The organism is Corynebacterium sp. MSK071, from assembly GCF_030232125.1.
GTDB lineage: Bacteria > Actinomycetota > Actinomycetes > Mycobacteriales > Mycobacteriaceae > Corynebacterium > Corynebacterium kefirresidentii.
In genome coordinates this window covers 12,070-29,843 of sequence record NZ_JASPJA010000003.1, presented here as the reverse complement: position 1 = coordinate 29,843, position 17,774 = coordinate 12,070, and the positions used below count along the sequence as shown (strand labels likewise).

Sequence of the window (17,774 nt, the reverse complement as noted above, 5' to 3'; positions counted from 1 at the left end):
TGCTTAGTCTTCGGCGGTGAGCCAATCCTGCCAATCAAGCGAGTCGAGCGGATCCGCCGGCACGAGCGCGGGGTCATCGGCCGCGAATGACTTGGTACGGCCGGGCCCCGTGGCACGGGTTTCAAAGCGCACGCTCACTACCCCATGCCCGGCGCCCTGAATCCAGCCGTGGCCGTATTCGGGGTGGAATACGTCCTGCGTTGCGTGCCACTGGTTATCGGTTTCTTCTTCCACCGTCACCGTCGGTGTCGGTACTGGCGGCGTAACGTCATCGCTCACCCCGGTTTCATAGTCCGTATCTGCCGGTGCGGGCCGCACGATTTCGCGGTCCAATTCCGGGAAGAGCACGTCCTGGCGGGCGGTTTCTAACCCGGAATAGCTTACTCCCACTAAGCGAATGGGCCCGAGCTCATCGGGATAGCGGGCGAGCTTGAAAGCGGCGGCGGTGAGCACGGCGGCGTCGTCAGTCGCGTACGGCAAGGTAGTTGAGCGTGACTCGATGTGAAAGTCCGCCATGCGCAGCTTCACCGTCACGGTGCGTGCGCCACGCCCGTCCTTGAGCAGCCGGCGGTGCGCGCCCTCCGCCGCGCGGGCTATAGCTGCATCGACCTCCGGCACGGTTAGCAAATCCTTCGGGTAGGTGTGCTCGGTAGAAATCTGCTTAGAAATAGCGCGCGGCGCTACCTCTCGGTCATCAATACCGCGGGCCAGCTGCCACAGCTGCAGACCTACCACGCTGCCGATAGAAATCTCCACTTCCTTGCGCGTCATCGCCGCGAGCTGTCCAATGGTTTCCACCCCAATGGAATTCAGCTTCGCGCCGGTCACTGGGCCGACTCCCCATAGCTTGTTCACCGCAAGCGGGTGCAACATCTCAAGCTGGCGCTCGGCCGGGATGACGAAGGTGCCATCGGGTTTCGCCTCGCCTGAGCCAATCTTGGCAAATTGCTTACCCGAACCCGCACCGATGGAGCACGGCAGCCCCGTCTCCTTACGGATGAGCGCGCGCAATTCATCCGCCCAGCGCTTGACCTCATCCGCGCTCGCGCCTTGCAGGGCGGCGGGTTCCATAAAGGCCTCGTCGATGGAAAGTTGCTCGATGACCTCCACGTGTTGCGCGATGATGTCGAATACCCGGCGCGAGGCAGCGGAGTAGACCACTCGGCGCGGCTGCACCACTACCGCGCGCAGCCCAACGAGCTGCTGCGCGCGGTACATCGGCATGGCCGAATGCGCACCGTACACGCGCGCCTCGTAGGAGGCGCCTGCCACCACGCCGCGCCCGCTGGTACCGCCCACCAAAACCGGGCGCCCCTGCAGCGTAGGCCGGGTCAGCTGCTCGACGGAGGCGAAAAATGCGTCCATGTCGATGTGTAGAACCCAGCGTTGCATGCAGCCCAGTCTAATAGGCGTCCCCCAGAGCGTTTATGTGCCGTTAATTAAAGCTTTGATTGCTTTCCATCTTCGGGCCACTCCCCTGCAATGTCACGGTTTTATCTTTTACGGGTCCTTTTTAAGGAAGGCATTTTCTAGATATGAACTCACCACACGTAGTCTTGCGCGGCAGAAAGCGCGAATTCGCCGGCAATAAGGCCTGCCCCGAGACCAATCTCCGCGGCAAGTCCACCGTTGACTTGGTAGCTAGCACGTGGTGGCGCACCCGAAAGACCGCACATGCCCGCTAGCATCTTTGTCTTTGCCGATCTGCACCTAGGCCACCCTGACTCCCCTGGACTGCGCTGGGCCCTTCAAGAACTTGAGGCTGCCGCCAATAGCGGTGCTACGGCGTGCGTGTGCCTAGGCGATATCATCGACCGTAATGCCACAGCGAGCGAGTGTGTGCCCCAGGTCCGCACCGTTTTGGACCGTGCTGTCGAGCTTTTCAACGAAGTCCACTTCATTTCCGGAAATCACGATACTCACCATGAGCTAGACTTCCCGCCCGAGGTCACCGTGCATAGCACGCAAGTACATACCTTTCAGATTGGGGAGACCACAGTGCTTAGCGCAGCGGCCGCAACCGATCCGGACCTGCGCCGCCTCCAGCTTCCGCCGCGACCCAGCGACGCACCCTTTCTTGGCCTCCTGCACTCCTCCGTCACCGGCGAGTTTTCCCACGCCATCTGTCTACCACTTTCTGTAGACCAGCTACGGGCTTGCGGTGCCGACGCCTGGATCCTTGGACATGTACATTCGCCGCTCACGCTTGCCGACGCCCCCTTCATCGGCTGGGTCGGCATGGGCAACGGCTTACTCTTCGACCCCGATACGTGCCACGTCACACGATTGCCTAACTAGATTCGTTCCCCACAAAGTACACCTTCACGCTTGCTTGCATGCAAGCTTGTATGCAAGATGGATGCATGTCCAATGAACGAATGCAGCCCGCTGCGGAGCGCGCCTATGACTTCGTCAAAGAGAAGATCATCGACGGCTCCTTCGAGCCCTCGCAGATGCTTTCCGAGGCCTCCCTGGCTACCGAGATGGGGATTAGTCGCACCCCAATGCACGAGGCTTTCCTGCGCCTAGAGGTCGAAGGCTTCCTCCAGCTCTATCCCAGGCGAGGTGCACTTATCGTGCCGATTAGCCCGCAGGAAATCCGCGAGGTTTATGAGGCGCGCTTACTCGTAGACAGGCACTGCGCTGAGAAAATCTGCGCCATGCCTGATGCCGAGCGCGCGGACATCGCTGATCAGCTAGACGCGACCATCACGGAACAAGACACGGCGTTGGATGGCGCAGACCTACGCGCCTATGCCCAGCTGGACGCACGTTTCCACCAGATCATCATGGATGGCGGGGCGAATAGCCTGCTGGCGGGACTGGGACACCAGTTGCGCGAGCGCCAACAGCGTTTTACCGCCACAGCCATTGGCCGCAACGTGGCCCGCGCCCGCACCTTCGTGGATCAGCACCGCACGCTTGCCGATGCCCTCCGCACCGGCGACCTCGACGCCTACCTTTCTGCATTGGATACCCACCTAACCAACTCGAGGAATCAACTATGACCGAAAAGTTTGCCAAACACTCATGGTTTCCCGTCGCCGGCAGCATGGTTGCCGTGGCGTGGGGAGGCAATGAGTTCACCCCTCTCCTAGTTATGTACCGCGAGCAATCACACTTCTCGCAGGTCACCGTCAACGGGCTCCTAGCCGCTTATGTGCTCGGCATCGTGCCTGCACTGCTTATCTCTGGCCCGCTTTCTGACTACATCGGCCGCCGCCCCACGATGCTGCCTGCCGCACCACTATCGCTTCTAGGTTCCTTCCTTCTATCCATCGCACCGAACGAGCCACTCGTCATCGCCGTGGGCCGCATCATGTGTGGCTTAGCTCTAGGCATCGTCATGGCGGTCGGCTCCACGTGGGTGGCGGAGCTTATCACCCGCGCCGGCGGCGACCCCGCCGCTGGACCGCGCCACGCTTCGATGTGCCTGACCCTCGGTTTCCTCATCGGGGCTGGCCTCGCCTCGGTGCTGGCCCAGTGGGGGCCATGGCCTACCCACCTAGCCTATATCCTGCACATCCTGCTCACCGTCGCCACCGCTATCTGGTTGATGAAGACACCGGAGACTCGCCCGCCACGTGGCGCTACGGTAAAAGACACCTTCCTTGACTTGAGCATCCGCGACATGCTGCGCATGCTGCACATTCCCTCCGCAGCACACCGCCGCTTCGTGCGCATCGTCTTGCCGGTAGCACCGTGGGTCTTCGGCTGCGCTGGTGCCGCCTACGCGCTCTTGCCCCAACTTTTGTCCAAGTCTGCCAGTGAAGCACCCATTGCTTTCTCCGGCCTCATGACTGTTATCACCTTGGGCTGCGGCGTTGGCGTCCAAATGCTCGGCAAGGTCATTGACACCAGCCGGTCCGCCCGTGCTTCCGCGGTGGCAATGGGAGTTATCACCGTAGGCACCATCCTCGGTGCGGTTGCCTCTAGTACCCGTTCGCTGCCGCTCGGTATCGCCGGCGCAGCCGTCATGGGTGCAGGATATGGCCTAGCCCTTGTCGCCGGTCTATCCGAGGTCCAGCGCATCGCCCGCCCTGAAGAACTCGCTGGCCTCACCGCCGTGTACTACTCGGTGTCCTACACCGGCTTCTTTATCCCCATGGCCTTCAGCGCGCTCGCCCCGCTGCTCGGCTTTACCACCCTATTCCTCATTGGCGCCGTGCTTGCACTGTGCTGCCTAGTTAACGCGGTCCTCGGCTGGCGCGCTCACCTGCCCGGTCCAGTCCGCTAAGTCCTATCACTCATAAAAATTGCCCAGCCACGCCGGCTGGGCAATTATTTTTAGGTGGCAGCTAGCGCGCTACTGCTTGACGACGGTAGCGCTAACCCCCTTAACCACCTCGTGCACGCCCTCGCCATCAAGCGCCTCGGTGGTCACTTGGAAGTCGGTGGCGAGTACTTCACCGGCTATATGGTCGGCGTGACGCTCAGCCCATGCCTTCTTCGCCTCCGGTACGGCAAGTACGGCCGCGATGCGATCCGAGACCTCGAACCCAGAAGCCTTGCGGGCATCCTGGAGGCCACGGATAACGTCCGCCGCCCAGCCTTCAGCCTCGAGCTCTTCGGTCACTTCAGTATCGAGTACCACAAGGCCATCGAGCCCTTCGATACGCGCGGTCGACTTCGGGTTCGCTGCCTGGAGGCGCTCCGTGTACTCATCCGGACCAAGCACAATATCGCCGTCAACCACGACCTCATCGCCGCGGCGCTCATAATTGCCCGCCTTGAGGTTCTTGATGGCGCGCTGCACGTCCTTGCCCAAGCGCGGGCCGGCGACCTTGGCGTTGCAGACTACCTGGAAGGTGCCCACCGAATCGACATCATCGGTAAGCTCAACTTCCTTAACGTTGACCTCGTCGCGAATGATATCGGCAAAGTCCGCCAAACGCTGTGCCCCTGCAAGAGCCACCGTCAGCTTCGGCAGCGGCAACCGGTTGCGCAACTTATTGGACTTGCGCACCGACGATGCCGCCGAGGCCACCGCACGGGTCGCATCCATCGCAGACACCAGATCTGCATCGGCTGGGTAATCCGCGGCCTGCGGGAAATCCGCCAAGTGCACAGAACGCTCGCCGGTTAGCCCGCGGTAGATAACTTCCGCCACGTGCGGCAAAAGCGGCGCGACCACGCGAGTCACGGTTTCCAACACGGTGTACAAGGTATTGAAGGCCTCAGGATGGGCTTCCTCGCCCTCCCAGAATCGCTCGCGCGAGCGACGCACGTACCAGTTGGTCAAAACGTCTGCAAACAGGCGTACCTCTTCGGTTGCCGTAGCGATATCGGTATCGGCAAGCGCCGCGTCCACCTTAGCTACGACATCGTGGGTTTTGGCCAAGATATAGCGGTCCAAAACATGCGTAGAGGTGGTGTCGAACTTGGCTTCTTTTTCCGCGTAGAGCTGCAGGAAAGTATAGGCGTTCCAAATAGGCAAGATAGCCTGGCGCACGCCCTCGCGGATGCCCTGCTCGGTCACGATGAGGTTGCCACCGCGCAGGATAGGCGAAGACATCAGGAACCAGCGCATGGCATCCGAACCGTCACGGTCAAAGACTTCATTGACGTTTGGATAATTGCCCTTGGACTTGGACATCTTGAGGCCATCGTTGCCCAGCACGATGCCATGGGCTACGACCTTCTTGTATGCCGGACGATCAAACAGCGCGGTGGACAGCGCGTGCATCACATAGAACCAGCCACGCGTTTGACCGGAGTACTCCACGATGAAGTCAGACGGCGAGTGGGTTTCAAACCACTCTTTATTCTCGAAGGGGTAGTGCTTCTGCGCGAACGGCATCGAGCCGGACTCGAACCAGCAGTCCAATACGTCCGGCACGCGACGCATCATAGACTTGCCGGTTGGATCGTCCGGGTTCGGGCGCACCAACTCATCGATGTGCGGGCGGTGCAGGGACTCCGGGCGGACGCCGAAGTCACGCTCCAGCTCATCCAAGGAGCCGTAGACATCCATGCGTGGGTAATTGTCATCATCGGACATCCACACCGGGATAGGCGCACCCCAGTAGCGGGTACGCGAGATATTCCAGTCGCGCGCACCCTCGAGCCACTTGCCAAACTGACCGTCCCGAATGTGCTCCGGCAGCCACTCGATCTCATTGTGGTTGAGCTCCACCATGCGATCGCGGAACTCGGTTACCTTCACAAACCAGGCTGGCAGAGCCATGTAGATTAGCGGCTCACCCGAGCGCCACGAATGCGGGTAAGAGTGCTCGATGGTCACGTGGCGCACCACTCGCCCAGCGGCCTTCAAGTCCTTGATGATGTCCTTATTGGCATCAAAAACCAGCTGTCCCTCATACGGCGGTACCTGCGAGGTGAACTTGCCGTCCTCGTCCACTGGGATAACCAGCTCGATATCGTACTGGTTAGTGGTATTCATATCGTCTTCACCAAACGCCGGAGCCTGGTGAACCACGCCGGTGCCATCCTCGGTAGTGACATAATCAGCGACCAATACCTGGTAAGCATTGCGCAAATCCGGGAAGAAACCAAAGATCGGCTCATAGGTAAAGCCCTCGAGCTGCGCGCCGGTGAAGGTCTCCAGTACCTCGGCCTCACCTAGTTCCTTTTCCAAGGTAGCCAGCAGGTTTTCCGCCATGATGAAGGTACGACCGGAAAAATCGCCGTCGGTGGCCCTAAAGAGCACGTAAGAGACCTCTGGGTGAACCGCCAATGCCTCATTAGAAGGCAAGGTCCAGGGGGTGGTGGTCCAGGCGAGGAAGGAGGCGTCGGCAAGCGCGGGGTGCTCCGCCAGTGTCTTTTCTGCCGCGCTTCCCTCACGAGCGCCGTCCACAGGGAAGGTAACCGTCAGGGTCGGGTCCTGACGCATCTTATAGGAGTCATCCAGTCGGGTCTCCTGGTTGGACAGAGAAGTATGCTCTGCCCAAGAGTAAGGAAGGACGCGGAATCCCTTGTAGATCAGGCCTTTGTCATAAAGCTCCTTGAACGCCCACATGACCGATTCCATGTAGTTGATGTCCATGGTCTTGTAGCCGTTGTCAAAATCCACCCAGCGGGCCTGGCGGTTGACGTATTCTTCCCACTCGTCGGTGTATTCCAACACGGACTTTGCGCAGTATTCATTGAACTTTTCCAAGCCCATGTCCTCGATCTGCGCTTTATCAGTAATACCCAGCTGCTTTTCCGCTTCCAGCTCGGCGGGCAGACCGTGGGTATCCCAGCCGAAGACACGAGGCACGTAATTGCCAGCCATGGTGCGATAGCGCGGAACGATATCTTTTACATAACCGGTCAACAGGTGACCATAGTGCGGCAAGCCATTAGCAAAGGGAGGGCCATCATAGAAGATGTATTCTGGGCAATCCTTTGTCTTTTCTAGCGAAGCCTGGAAGGTATCATCCTGCTTCCAGTACTTCTGAACTTCCTCTTCCATATCCGGGAAGCGACTTGAGCCTCCGGTCATGTCAACCTTGGGGTAAATCTTTTTCGCCATTACAATCCTTCACTCATCACTCGGTGCAGGGACGCGCCTGTCAGGCTCGCGGTACCACCCTGCTTGAGCCCGAAGGCTCCGCTTCGTTTCGGTGAAGGAGTTGACGGTCCCACCCGTTCAGTTCTACTAGGCCGCACTGGCTGTTCTTCTGAATTGCTCCCCGGTGATGGCCGGATCACTGCATGTAGCACAAAGTATAGCGCCCCAGAATCTTCGTGCACAATAAGTTATCCACAGGCTAAAAATTTTCCCTTGTGGGGGCTTACGCGGGGCAATAAATTGTGAGTCGTGAACGCGCTAGATACTTACCTCGCAGCCATGGCACCTGGGATGGACATCGTCCTTGGGTGCGCAGGCATGTCTGAGGACGACCTCTGCGCACGGGGCGCTGCCGAAAAGACTGCCCGCGAGCTGGCCTTGTTAAAGGAAGCATACTGCGGCACGACCAAGTTCACGGGGAAACGTCGCCGCGCTATCGAAGGCGCCCAGCACAATGGGCATTCCATTGTTGCCTTATCCATCATTGAAAAGTATGCGCGGAAAATGCCTACGCTTTTCGACGCCTGGGTTCTCCGCGAACAACTCTGCACCACCAAGGCCACAGCAGGGGCGCTGGAGAAGCTGGCTCAGTCCAAAGTCCCGAAGAAAAAGCGCACTGTGAAACCGGGCGTGCGCATCATCCGACGCAAAGATGCTCCGTGGACGCTTGCGATCGATGGATCGTCTTCGTTTATCGCGGATTTGCACGCAGCGGTAGAAAACCAGAATAAAAAGCCGCTAGAGGTGGTGGAAGATACCTTCTTCGGGGACGATAGCGCGCAACGGAGCACCGTAGTAACCAATGTCATCGTGCGACTGGAAGATTACGTACGCATCGTCAACGGTGACGGTGAGGAAATCACCCTGCAGATGACAAACGGGGCAACGCTTTCGGGTGCGCAATACTTGCGCCGCACGTTAAAGGAACATGGACTCATCACGCTGGTCAGCCCCTACGAAGGCGCGGTGAACCTGTATCGCACGGAGCGCTTCGCCAATGCTAAACAGCGATTGATGGCGGGTGCAGAAAATCCTGTGTGCCCGTGGCCGCGGTGCGCTAAGCCAGCCGACGAATGCCAAATTCACCATTTGGAACCCTGGCTACACGGTGGATTGACCAATATCGCAAACTTATCCACAGCCTGCGCCTACCACAATGGAGCCAACGATGACGATCCCAATGCCCCACCGCTACGCGGGCGACTTAGCCGCACGAATGGGCAGATTCGGTGGCAGCCCCCTGACTGCTAAGACAAGACCGCGAAATAAGGCGCCTCGAGCGCCTTTTTGGCGTGCTATTTTAGTTCTCGCGTAAAGCCTCGCGCAAGGAATCTTGCTCAGGGTGTTGTGCTGCCCGGGCTTTATCGCTGCGATGCTTATGCGCCCAATCCAGAATAAAGCACACCAGACCGAGGCCAGCGGCGGCGAAGACGATATACAGCGACCAGTCGGCACCCGAGATGACGAAGTTGACCAAGGCTACGAATGCCACGAGGGCGAGAACTAAGGCGGCAACAAGCACAATGGTTCCTTTCGGTTAGGTCGGGATAGGGCACCACGGTCTAAAACAACAATAGCGCCCCCGCAGCGGTGGCGGGGGCGCTAGAGAGAACGCGGTGGCTTAGTTATTGCCAGCTTCGCCGTTCGGTGCGGCGGTGCCGCGAGTAGCCAGCTCTTCCAGCTGAGACTCGAGCAAGGTCTTCAGGCGAGTGCGGTACTCGCGCTCGAAGGTACGCAGCTCGGAGATACGAGCCTCCAGTGCGGTCTGCTGCTGCTTGACCGTGTTCATAACCTCGGTGTGCTTGCGCTCAGCATCGGCCTGCAAGGAAGCAGCCTTCTCCTCAGCCTGACGGATTTGTGCCTCAGCACGGGAGGACGCATCGGACTCGGTCTGCTTTGCCTTAGCCTCGGCGTCAGACACCAGCTTCTTGGAGCGGGAATCCGCGTCCTGCAGCTGGGCATCGTACTTCTTCTGGGCGTCGGCAAGCTGCGCCTTGGAACGAGAGTCTGCGTCGGTCAGCTGCTTCTCGGCGGCGGTGCGTGCCTCCGACAGCATGGACTCGGACTCCGCACGAGCCTCGGAGGTCAGGCGGTCTGCCATCTCCTGTGCCAGACCCAGAACGCGAGCGGCCTGCATGTGGGTTTCTGGGGTAGCCAGACCATCTGCAGTCTGAGCTGCACCAGCGCCTGCAAGGCCTGCAGCTGCAACGCCGGCCTTGGAAGAACCAGCTGCGGAAGCGGACTTCTTCAGCTCATCATTTTCCTTCTTGGAAGCCTCAAGGTCCTTCTTTGCCTGTGCAGCCTCTGCACGAGCTGCCTCAGCTTCCCTCTTTGCCTGTGCTGCCTCATCGCGGGCGGCCTTCAGGTCTGCAGAAGCGGAAGCGGCGGCAGAGCCGGTCTCCTGTGCCTTGGAAGCCTCAGCTTGGGCTGCCTTTACCTGCTCGCGTGCCTTCTTGGTTTCTTCCTTAGCACGGGACAGCTCGGACTTGGAGTCCGCCAGCTTGGTTTCGTACTCGGCGCGCAGCTTGGCCTCAATCTCCTTGCGCAGTGCAGCCTCATCGGTACGAGCGGAGGCTGCCGTTGCGGTACCAGCAGCACCGGCGCCAGCGTCCGCCTTGGCCTGAGAATTGAGATCGCTGACCTGTGCCTGTAGATCTTCGTTCTCATCCTGCAGCTGGGCAAGCGCATCCTCTACGAGGTCGAGGAACTGATCCACCTCGTCTTCGTTGTAGCCGCGCTTGCCAATGGGCGGCTTGCTGAACGCGACGTTGTGAACATCAGCTGGTGACAGTGGCATGTCTTCTCTTCCCCTTCAGGTTGATACAACCCCGGAGGTTCCAGGGCCTTAGGAGCTGCGGTTCAGGTCTAACTAAACCTTCCCCACAAAGGTACATGTGGTTCATAATACGGGTTATCGCGATTTATCGTAACCAAACGACCACAATAATCGACGCCCCGCCGAGTCTCAACGTTTACCACAGGTTGCGAGGCGACGGGGGTGCTAACCGAAAAATACGATTTGCAAGATTCGTGTAAGTATCGAAAGCAAAATAAATAGCACGAGCACCGATACGTCGAGGGCCACCCCGCCCATCTGGAGCGGCGGGATCAAACGGCGTAGCGCCTTTACCGGCGGATCCGTAATTACAAACAGTGGCTCCGCCACAACCATAAACCAACGTGGCGGGTTAAACTGCCGGGAGAAGGATTGAATCATCTCAATGATGATGCGGGCGATGAGAACCCACGTATAAATCCGCACGAGCAGGATAAGAATAATTCCGAGTTGTGTCACAATAACCGAGCCTATCTAATAGACCCCCGCAGGTGCCCAATCGGCACCCCGCGGGGGTCAAGAAAAACTTACTGCTTTAGCGCAGGCCAGCGGCGCGCTCGAGCTCGTGCCTAGCGATGTCCGCAGACTTCGGCACGATAGAAAAGACCTTGCGCTCGGTATCCAATCCCTTGGTGAGGTTAAGCATGCGCCCTTCCAAGCCGAAGCAGAGACCGGCAGCGAAGTCGATGAAGCGCTTTGCGGTGGCCTTGTCGGCGTCGGTAAGCTCAAAGACCACTGCGTCGCCGTCGCGGAAAGGCTCGCCCACCTTGGCAGCGTCATTGAAAGACGTCAGCGAAATAGCCACGATGGTCGGCACAAACTCTTCTTTCACCGGAGCAGGCTCATAAGACTGCGGAGCACGACGCGGGGCGTAGGCGGAGGAGGCATTTTCGGAATAACGCGGCTCCTCGCTGTAGTAGGCATCGTCTTCTTCGATGTCCACCGGGCCCAGCCCGAAGAAATCCTTCGTCTTATCAATGAATGACATTTTTGGGTCTCCCTCTGACCTAAATTTGTACAAGTCTAAACGCGCAAAATGTGTCTAGTGTGACTCATGTGATTTACGCTGTGAAATGCGCTTTTGCAATGCTTTCAACCTACTGGCCGCGGCCCCATGATACTGGTTCCGACACGCACGATATCGCTGCCCGCAGCAATTGCTTCGGCCATGTCCGCGCTCATTCCAGCAGACAATTTCAGCGGGCGCTTCAGCGCGGCAGATAGCCGGTCGACCTCATCTCGCACACCGCGAAAGACCTCGCCCGCATCGGCGTCGAGGGGCGGGACTACCATGAGGCCAGCGAAGTCGAGGTGTTCGCTTCCTTCTACTGCTTCGACGAGCTCGTCGAGCGCGTGGCGAGAAACGCCTCCGCGAGCGTCATCGCCATCGGCAGACACTTGGACAAAGACCGGCAGGTTGCTCTCGCGTTCCCCTCGTTCCTTTGCCAAGGCGACGCCCCGTTCCAAAGCCTGAGCAAGTTTGAGGGAATCAAGCGAATGAACGCTGGCCGCCCACCGAGCCACGTGATTGGCCTTTTTGGTCTGCATCTGGCCGATCATATGAAAGCGCAGCTGTGGCAGTTCAGCCGCTTTGGCGCGAGCTTCTTGCTCCCGGTTTTCGGCAACGTCACTAACCCCGAGTTCAGCAAGAAGGGCGATATCCGCAGCTGGATGCAACTTCGTCACCGGCAGTAGCTGCGGGGGCTTGCGGTCTGCTTGCGCCGATAGCCGTTCAATTTCGGCTCGAGTGGCGGCGAGATTTTCTCGAAGCTGTGCTTTACGGTCTGCCATTAGTTAGCCTCCAACCAGATCAGCCCGGCCTGGCGGCCGGTAGTGCCTTCGCGGCGATAGGAAAAGAAATTTTCGTCTTCAATTGTGCAGCGCGGATCGGATTCAATCGCGGTGATGCCGAGGCCCATGAGCTGGCGGATCAAACCTGCGCGAACGTCAATTCCCCAGGTTCCTTTCGACGTCCGCGTCTTCGAACCGGGCAGCCGACGTTCTACATCCTCAGCCATCTCTTTCGGCACCTCGTAGTTTTTGCCGGAGGCAGCTGGTCCCATAACCACCTGGATGCGCTCGGGCTGAGCGCCGAGTTTCTCCATTTCGCGCACGGTATTGACGATGATGCCGTTGCGGGCGCCCAAGCGGCCAGCGTGGGCGGCGGCGATGACACCAGCGGCGACGTCGACAAGCAGAACCGGCGTGCAATCTGCAACAAGGACGCCCAGCCCAAGGCGGCGCTGCGTGGTGACAATCGCGTCGGTGGCTGGCACAGGTTCATCCTGTGGACCATCGATAACGGTGACTGTATTGGTGTGTAGTTGTTCCATCCACACGATATCGTCCACGCCGGTCACGCGTTTTAGGCGATCTCGATTCGCAGCAACCGCGGCGGGGTCATCGCCAACATGGTGCCCTAAATTAAAAGAGTCATATGGAATAGCAGACGCCCCGCCGGCACGGCTGGTAAAGACCATGCGGACGGGGCGTTTGGTGCGATGTTCCTCGTTTACTGGCATGCACACCAGCGTAGCGCTTTGCGCTTAGCGCATGAAGGAAGGCACGTCCAGATCGTCGTCGCCATCATCATCGCGGCGCTGGGATGGGCGAGACAAACGGTAGTCATCACGACGCTCCTCGCGGGAGAAACGGTCAGAATTGGTGAACAGACCGGTAGATTCTGGGCGGCGCTCCTCGGCAGGGCGCTCTGGGGTGTAGCGCTCCCGCTCCTGGCCGGCACGCGGCTCGTAGGAGTGGCGCGGGGAGTAATCATCTTGTACCGGCTCGGCCGCACCAGGCTGTGCCGGAGCCGGGGTGACGGGCTCTGCGGCCGCGCGCTGGCGATTGTCAAAAAGGGACCCTGGCTTGCGCTGTTCCTGCTGCTTCTGCGGTTGTGCAGCGGCCTGGGTCATATTGGCCTCGGCATCAAAGCCGGTGGCAATGATGGTGATGCGGATTTCATCACCCAAGGTGTCATCGATGATGGTACCGAAGATAAGGTTGACGTCTTCGTCAGCGCGCTCCTCCACCATGGAAGCCGCGGCATTAACCTCGTGCAGGCCAAGGTCGGAGCCGCCGGCGATGGACAACAGCACGCCCTTGGCGCCTTCCATCGTCGATTCCAATAGCGGGGAATTAATGGCCTGCTCGGCAGCGGTCATGGCGCGATTATCGCCGCGGGCAGAGCCGATGCCCATCAGGGCAGAGCCGGCGTCGGACATGACGGAGCGGACGTCGGCAAAGTCGACGTTGATCATGCCTGGGATGGTGATCAGATTGGTAATACCCTGCACACCATTGTGCAGCACCTCATCGGCGGCGCGGAAAGCCTCAACAATGGAAAGCTCTTCCCCACCGAGCTGCATCAGGCGGTCATTCGGAATAACGATAAGCGTATCGCATACCTCACGCAGCTCTTCGATGCCGGCCATAGCCTGGCGGGTACGGCGGGCACCCTCGAACTTGAACGGACGGGTGACAACGCCCACGGTCAACGCGCCCATCTTCTTCGCGATGGATGCCACAACCGGAGCGGCACCGGTGCCGGTACCGCCGCCTTCGCCAGCAGTCACGAAGACCATATCGGAGCCTTGCAGGGCGTCTTCGATTTCGGACTTATGATCTTCTGCGGAGGTCTTGCCCACCTCAGGATTAGCGCCGGCACCGAGGCCACGGGTGGCCTCGCGGCCGATATCCAGCTTGGTATCGGCATCAGAGAAGATGAGGGCCTGAGAGTCAGTGTTGATGGCGACGAACTGAACGCCCTTGAGGCCTTCTTCGATCATGCGGTTGACGGCGTTGACGCCGCCACCGCCGACGCCGACGACCTTGATATCCGCGAGATTGTTATTGGAAGAGATCATGTGAGTTGGTCTCACCTTTCGCTACTTTAAGTCTGCACGTGCATTAAACGAGGAATGTAATGCGGTCCGCCGAAGGCGAATCGCGTTCCTTTCCATCTTTAACGACAGCCGTGTAATTTTCACGCACATTTTGCGCGTGTCGAGACCCTCAAGTTGCACTTTAGGGTTGTTCACCTGCGGTTTTGTTAGTCACACCCGCACCATCCGCCCCACATTGGTGCCAGAGAAAAAGGCCCCTGCAGCGCACGCGCTTAAGCGGCGCTGCAGGGACCACAGAAGGGTAAAAAATGCGTCCGGGGGGCACCCGTCCCCTATCCGCGGGTGGTCACCAACTCAGGGTTGGAAATATTCCACTCGCGACCTTCCATCTTCAACACGGTGGCAAAGGCACGCGCCTTGTCATCATCATTGGAGTCGCTCGCGCCCCAAAAGACGCGGCGGCCATCCTTAGTGGTAAAGATGAGCGAGTATTCATCGTCCACATCAAGGGTTCCTACTTGGTTGCGCACATCATCCGATAACGCAGCGATCGCGCGCACCGCGTCTTGGGTTTGGCGGGAGCCGCTATCAACAGAACCAGTGACCTCAACCGCGCCGGCGGGAGGCTCCGCGGAGGTAAATTCCTCGCCCTTATCATCAATCAGGAAAGGCTTATTATCGCGCTTTACAAAAGCCACAGCCTTGTGTTCGTCCACATTGATAGTCAAGGTGGAGGGGAAATCGCGCGAGACAGTTACCGAATCAACCCAATCCAATCCAGCAACACCGGAGGCTGCCTTGCCTGCATCTACGCGCAGGAGGTTTTCTCCTTCGGCAACCCCGGCGGCCTCCTCTACCTGCGCAGCATCAAGCTGGTGGGTACCTTCCACCTGAAAATGGCGGACTTTTAAGATGGGCACCGTCCACACTACGACGGCAATGATCAAGGCTACGACAACGACAGCTGCACTGATCCCGGCAATGAGCTTGGTGGATACGCGCACTAGCTCGCCCGCAATTCATCGAGAATTTCTGCCGCGACCATAGTTACCGAGCCAGCACCGATGGTCAGCACAACATCGCCAGGTTCTACGAGCGAAACAACGTCGCGGGCAGCGGCAGAAAAATCTGGTTCGAAGATGACCTGCATGTCACTTGGCATTTTATCGGTAATGATGCGGGAGGTAATTCCCTCCACAGGTTGTTCGCGCGCGCCGTAGATGTCGAGGACTACGGCGGCGTCGGCAAGCGAGAGCGCTTGGGCAAACTCGGCGTCAAATTCAATGGTGCGCGAGTACAGGTGCGGCTGGAAGCAGGCGATGACACGGCCGCCGTGGCCTTCGGCCTCAACCTTTGCCCGAGCGGCGCGCAGAACTGCAGCAACCTCGGTGGGATGGTGCGCATAGTCATCAAAGACGCGCACGGGCTTGCCCTGCTTGTCGACGCTCCCCCGGTACTCAAAGCGCCGGCGCACACCGCTAAAATCAGCCAATCCCTCAGCAATGGCAGCCGGGGCGCCACCGGAAAGCACACCAGCCAACAAGGCGCCCATCGAGTTAAGCACCATGTGGTGTCCCGGGATCTGCAGCTCGTAGCGCACAGTTTCAGAGATGCCAGGAAGGTTAACCTTTACGGTGGTGTCCATCCCCTCAGCGGTGGTCTCCTCGCGTTCCAGCTCAGCAGCCAGAGACACGGTAGTGGTAAAAGACTTGTCCGCTGCGCCATAGGCCACGACGTTGATGCCGCGCTCCTGCGCACGCTCGCCTGCTTGGGCGGCGTTCTCATCCTCGGCGCAGACAACAAGATAGCCGGTATCTGGGGTGACCAGGCTAGCAAAGTCATCGAAGACCTTGAAGTAAGCCTCCTCGCTGTGGAAGAAGTCGAGGTGATCGGGCTCGATAGTCGTAAGCACCGCAACATCGGGGCTGTAGCGCAGCAGGGAGGCATCGGATTCATCAGCCTCGGCGACAAAGGCCTCACCGGTGCCGCCGTGGGCGTTGGTGCCCGCGCGATTGAGCTGGCCGCCGATGGCAAAGGAAGGATCGAGACCTGCGTGTTGCATCGCACTCACGGTCATCGACGTAGTGGACGTTTTGCCGTGCGTGCCGGCTAGCAATACCTGCTTGTGGCCTTCCATCAATGCGGCAAGCAAATCGGAGCGGCGGATGACGGGGATATCGTTTTCCTGCGCGGCTACTAGCTCCGGATTGTCTTGCGGAATGGCAGCGAAGGAAGTCACCACGACGGTCGGTAGTTCACCCGATAGGCGCAGGTTTTCGGCAGCGTGCCCGATGGCGACCTTCGCGCCCATGGTGCGCAGCACCTCCACCGGGGTGGAGGCTTTTACATCGGAACCGGTAACCACGGCGCCGCGCGTGGCAAGAATTCGCGCCAGCCCCGACATGCCAGAGCCACCAATGCCGATGAGGTGGACGCGGCGGAGATCGTAGTGTGCGGGATCAGTCATTTACTTTTCCTTCCTTCCGGCGGCGGTTTCGGCCTCGGACACGCGGGCAGCGATGCGGTCTGCGATGGTATTGGCCACGTCGCCGGCGCTGGCGTGGGCGGCGGCATGCGTCATCGATGCTAGACGTTTAGGGTCATCGAGAATGCCGCGCACCTCAGAGATAAGACGCTCAGGGGTCAGCTCCGCATCGGGAATCTGGATGGCAGCGCCCGCCTCGACCACTTCACGGGAATTGAGCGCTTGTTCACCGTTACCATGCGGCAACGGCACGTAAATCGCTGGCAGCCCTGCGGCAGATACTTCGGCAACGGTCATAGCACCGGAGCGGCATACGACGAGATCGGCTACCGCAAGGGCCGAGCCCATATCCTCGATATACGGCAAAGCAGCGTAGTTCGGATGTGCTGCGGGCTCGTCATTCTTCTTGCCATAAGCATGCAGGAGCTGGAAGTCCTTGGCTAGGTCTTCCACTGCCCCAGCAACTGCGCGGTTGATGCTGGCTGCGCCTTGGGAGCCGCCGGTAATGAGGACGGTGGGAAGCTCGGCCAAGTTCCACTTGGTGCGCGCGCCTGCAGCAAGAGTCCCCTTCGGGTCCTCCGCCAAGCTCGGGCGCACGGGAATGCCCACGACCTCACCCGGCATTCCGGAGTCCGGGTGGGCGTTGAGGCCGATGCCGCCCATTTTCACGCCGAGCTTATTGGCGATTCCGGCTAAGGCATTGGTCTCCAAAACATAGAACGGGATCCCAAGGGAGCGCGCAGCAATATAGGCTGGGCCGGCCACGTAGCCGCCGGTGCCAAAAACAACGTCTGCTTCGAGGTCCTTGAGTACCTGCTTGGCCTCCCTCACCGCGCGGGAGAGGTTAAACGGTAGCTTGAAAAGCTGCGCGTTGATTTTGCGCGGAATCGGCACGGGGGTAATCAGTCTAAGGTCCACGCCTCGGGCGGGAATGATATCGCGCTCAAGGCCCTTTTCGGTACCGAGAGCAGTGATGCGAGCGCCGTGGCGCTCACGCAAAGCTTCGCCCACGGCAAGGGCGGGTTCAATGTGTCCGGCAGTGCCGCCACCTGCAATGACGACGGAAATAGGCGTGGAATTCATAGCCTAAAG

Annotated in this window: 17 protein-coding genes; 5 read left to right on the top strand and 12 right to left on the bottom strand. The window is 59.4% G+C overall.

What is annotated here, in order from left to right:
* Positions 1–3: 3 nt before the first annotated feature.
* On the bottom strand, positions 4–1,392 hold the full coding sequence (locus tag QP990_RS02775) for a DNA polymerase IV (RefSeq protein WP_284798330.1): 1,389 nt from the start codon (positions 1,390–1,392) through the stop codon (positions 4–6).
* Between the two features lie 143 nt (positions 1,393–1,535).
* Between QP990_RS02775 and QP990_RS02770 the strand changes: the two genes are divergently transcribed.
* The 4 genes from QP990_RS02770 (at position 1,536) to QP990_RS02755 (ending at position 4,237) form a co-directional block, all read left to right on the top strand.
* Positions 1,536–1,685, top strand: coding sequence for a hypothetical protein (locus QP990_RS02770; protein ID WP_248099895.1), 150 nt, complete (start codon positions 1,536–1,538; stop codon positions 1,683–1,685).
* Entirely contained in the window at positions 1,675–2,298 is a 624-nt protein-coding gene (locus QP990_RS02765) for a metallophosphoesterase (RefSeq protein ID WP_248099893.1), read from the top strand. Before QP990_RS02770 ends, QP990_RS02765 begins: the two co-directional genes overlap by 11 nt.
* Positions 2,299–2,363: 65 nt before the next feature.
* On the top strand, positions 2,364–3,008 hold the full coding sequence (locus QP990_RS02760) for a GntR family transcriptional regulator (protein ID WP_248099891.1): 645 nt from the start codon (positions 2,364–2,366) through the stop codon (positions 3,006–3,008).
* On the top strand, positions 3,005–4,237 hold the full coding sequence (locus tag QP990_RS02755; RefSeq protein WP_248099889.1) for an MFS transporter: 1,233 nt from the start codon (positions 3,005–3,007) through the stop codon (positions 4,235–4,237). The genes QP990_RS02760 and QP990_RS02755 overlap by 4 nt, the downstream gene beginning before the upstream one ends.
* A 69-nt stretch (positions 4,238–4,306) precedes the next feature.
* Here QP990_RS02755 and ileS read toward each other — a convergent pair whose 3' ends face one another.
* Entirely contained in the window at positions 4,307–7,477 is a 3,171-nt protein-coding gene (ileS, locus tag QP990_RS02750) for an isoleucine--tRNA ligase (RefSeq protein WP_284798324.1), read from the bottom strand.
* 288 nt (positions 7,478–7,765) lie between these two features.
* On the opposite strand from ileS, the gene QP990_RS02745 reads away from it, so the two are divergent.
* Positions 7,766–8,767, top strand: coding sequence for an HNH endonuclease signature motif containing protein (locus QP990_RS02745; RefSeq protein ID WP_200288872.1), 1,002 nt, complete (start codon positions 7,766–7,768; stop codon positions 8,765–8,767).
* A 49-nt stretch (positions 8,768–8,816) separates the two neighbouring features.
* Here QP990_RS02745 and QP990_RS02740 read toward each other — a convergent pair whose 3' ends face one another.
* The 10 genes from QP990_RS02740 to murG all read right to left on the bottom strand — a co-directional run bounded on the left by QP990_RS02740 (position 8,817) and on the right by murG (position 17,765).
* Entirely contained in the window at positions 8,817–9,038 is a 222-nt protein-coding gene (locus tag QP990_RS02740; RefSeq protein ID WP_200288871.1) for a zinc-binding dehydrogenase, read from the bottom strand.
* A gap of 99 nt (positions 9,039–9,137) precedes the next feature.
* Positions 9,138–10,313 carry a DivIVA domain-containing protein gene (locus tag QP990_RS02735; RefSeq protein WP_284798321.1) on the bottom strand — a complete coding sequence of 392 codons (1,176 nt, stop codon included), beginning with the start codon at positions 10,311–10,313 and terminating at the stop codon, positions 9,138–9,140.
* Between the two features lie 204 nt (positions 10,314–10,517).
* The gene (locus QP990_RS02730; RefSeq protein ID WP_023021209.1) at positions 10,518–10,811 is read right to left on the bottom strand and encodes a YggT family protein; all 294 of its coding nucleotides are present in this window, start codon (positions 10,809–10,811) and stop codon (positions 10,518–10,520) included.
* A 76-nt stretch (positions 10,812–10,887) separates the two neighbouring features.
* The gene (locus QP990_RS02725) at positions 10,888–11,340 is read right to left on the bottom strand and encodes a cell division protein SepF (RefSeq protein WP_023021208.1); all 453 of its coding nucleotides are present in this window, start codon (positions 11,338–11,340) and stop codon (positions 10,888–10,890) included.
* Positions 11,341–11,444: 104 nt separating this feature from the next.
* Positions 11,445–12,143, bottom strand: coding sequence for a YggS family pyridoxal phosphate-dependent enzyme (locus QP990_RS02720; protein ID WP_284798317.1), 699 nt, complete (start codon positions 12,141–12,143; stop codon positions 11,445–11,447).
* Complete coding sequence (gene pgeF, locus QP990_RS02715) at positions 12,143–12,874, bottom strand: peptidoglycan editing factor PgeF (protein ID WP_284798316.1); 732 nt, start codon at positions 12,872–12,874, stop codon at positions 12,143–12,145. Before pgeF ends, QP990_RS02720 begins: the two co-directional genes overlap by 1 nt.
* A gap of 24 nt (positions 12,875–12,898) precedes the next feature.
* Positions 12,899–14,218 (bottom strand): cell division protein FtsZ, encoded by a 1,320-nt coding sequence (gene ftsZ, locus QP990_RS02710; protein ID WP_023021205.1) that lies wholly within the window; start codon positions 14,216–14,218, stop codon positions 12,899–12,901.
* Between the two features lie 311 nt (positions 14,219–14,529).
* A complete protein-coding gene (locus QP990_RS02705) occupies positions 14,530–15,201 on the bottom strand; it encodes a cell division protein FtsQ/DivIB (RefSeq protein ID WP_239207527.1) in 672 nt (223 codons plus the stop codon).
* On the bottom strand, positions 15,201–16,664 hold the full coding sequence (gene murC, locus QP990_RS02700; RefSeq protein ID WP_284798312.1) for a UDP-N-acetylmuramate--L-alanine ligase: 1,464 nt from the start codon (positions 16,662–16,664) through the stop codon (positions 15,201–15,203). The genes QP990_RS02705 and murC overlap by 1 nt, the downstream gene beginning before the upstream one ends.
* Entirely contained in the window at positions 16,665–17,765 is a 1,101-nt protein-coding gene (gene murG, locus QP990_RS02695; RefSeq protein WP_200288866.1) for an undecaprenyldiphospho-muramoylpentapeptide beta-N-acetylglucosaminyltransferase, read from the bottom strand.
* Positions 17,766–17,774 lie beyond the last annotated feature (9 nt).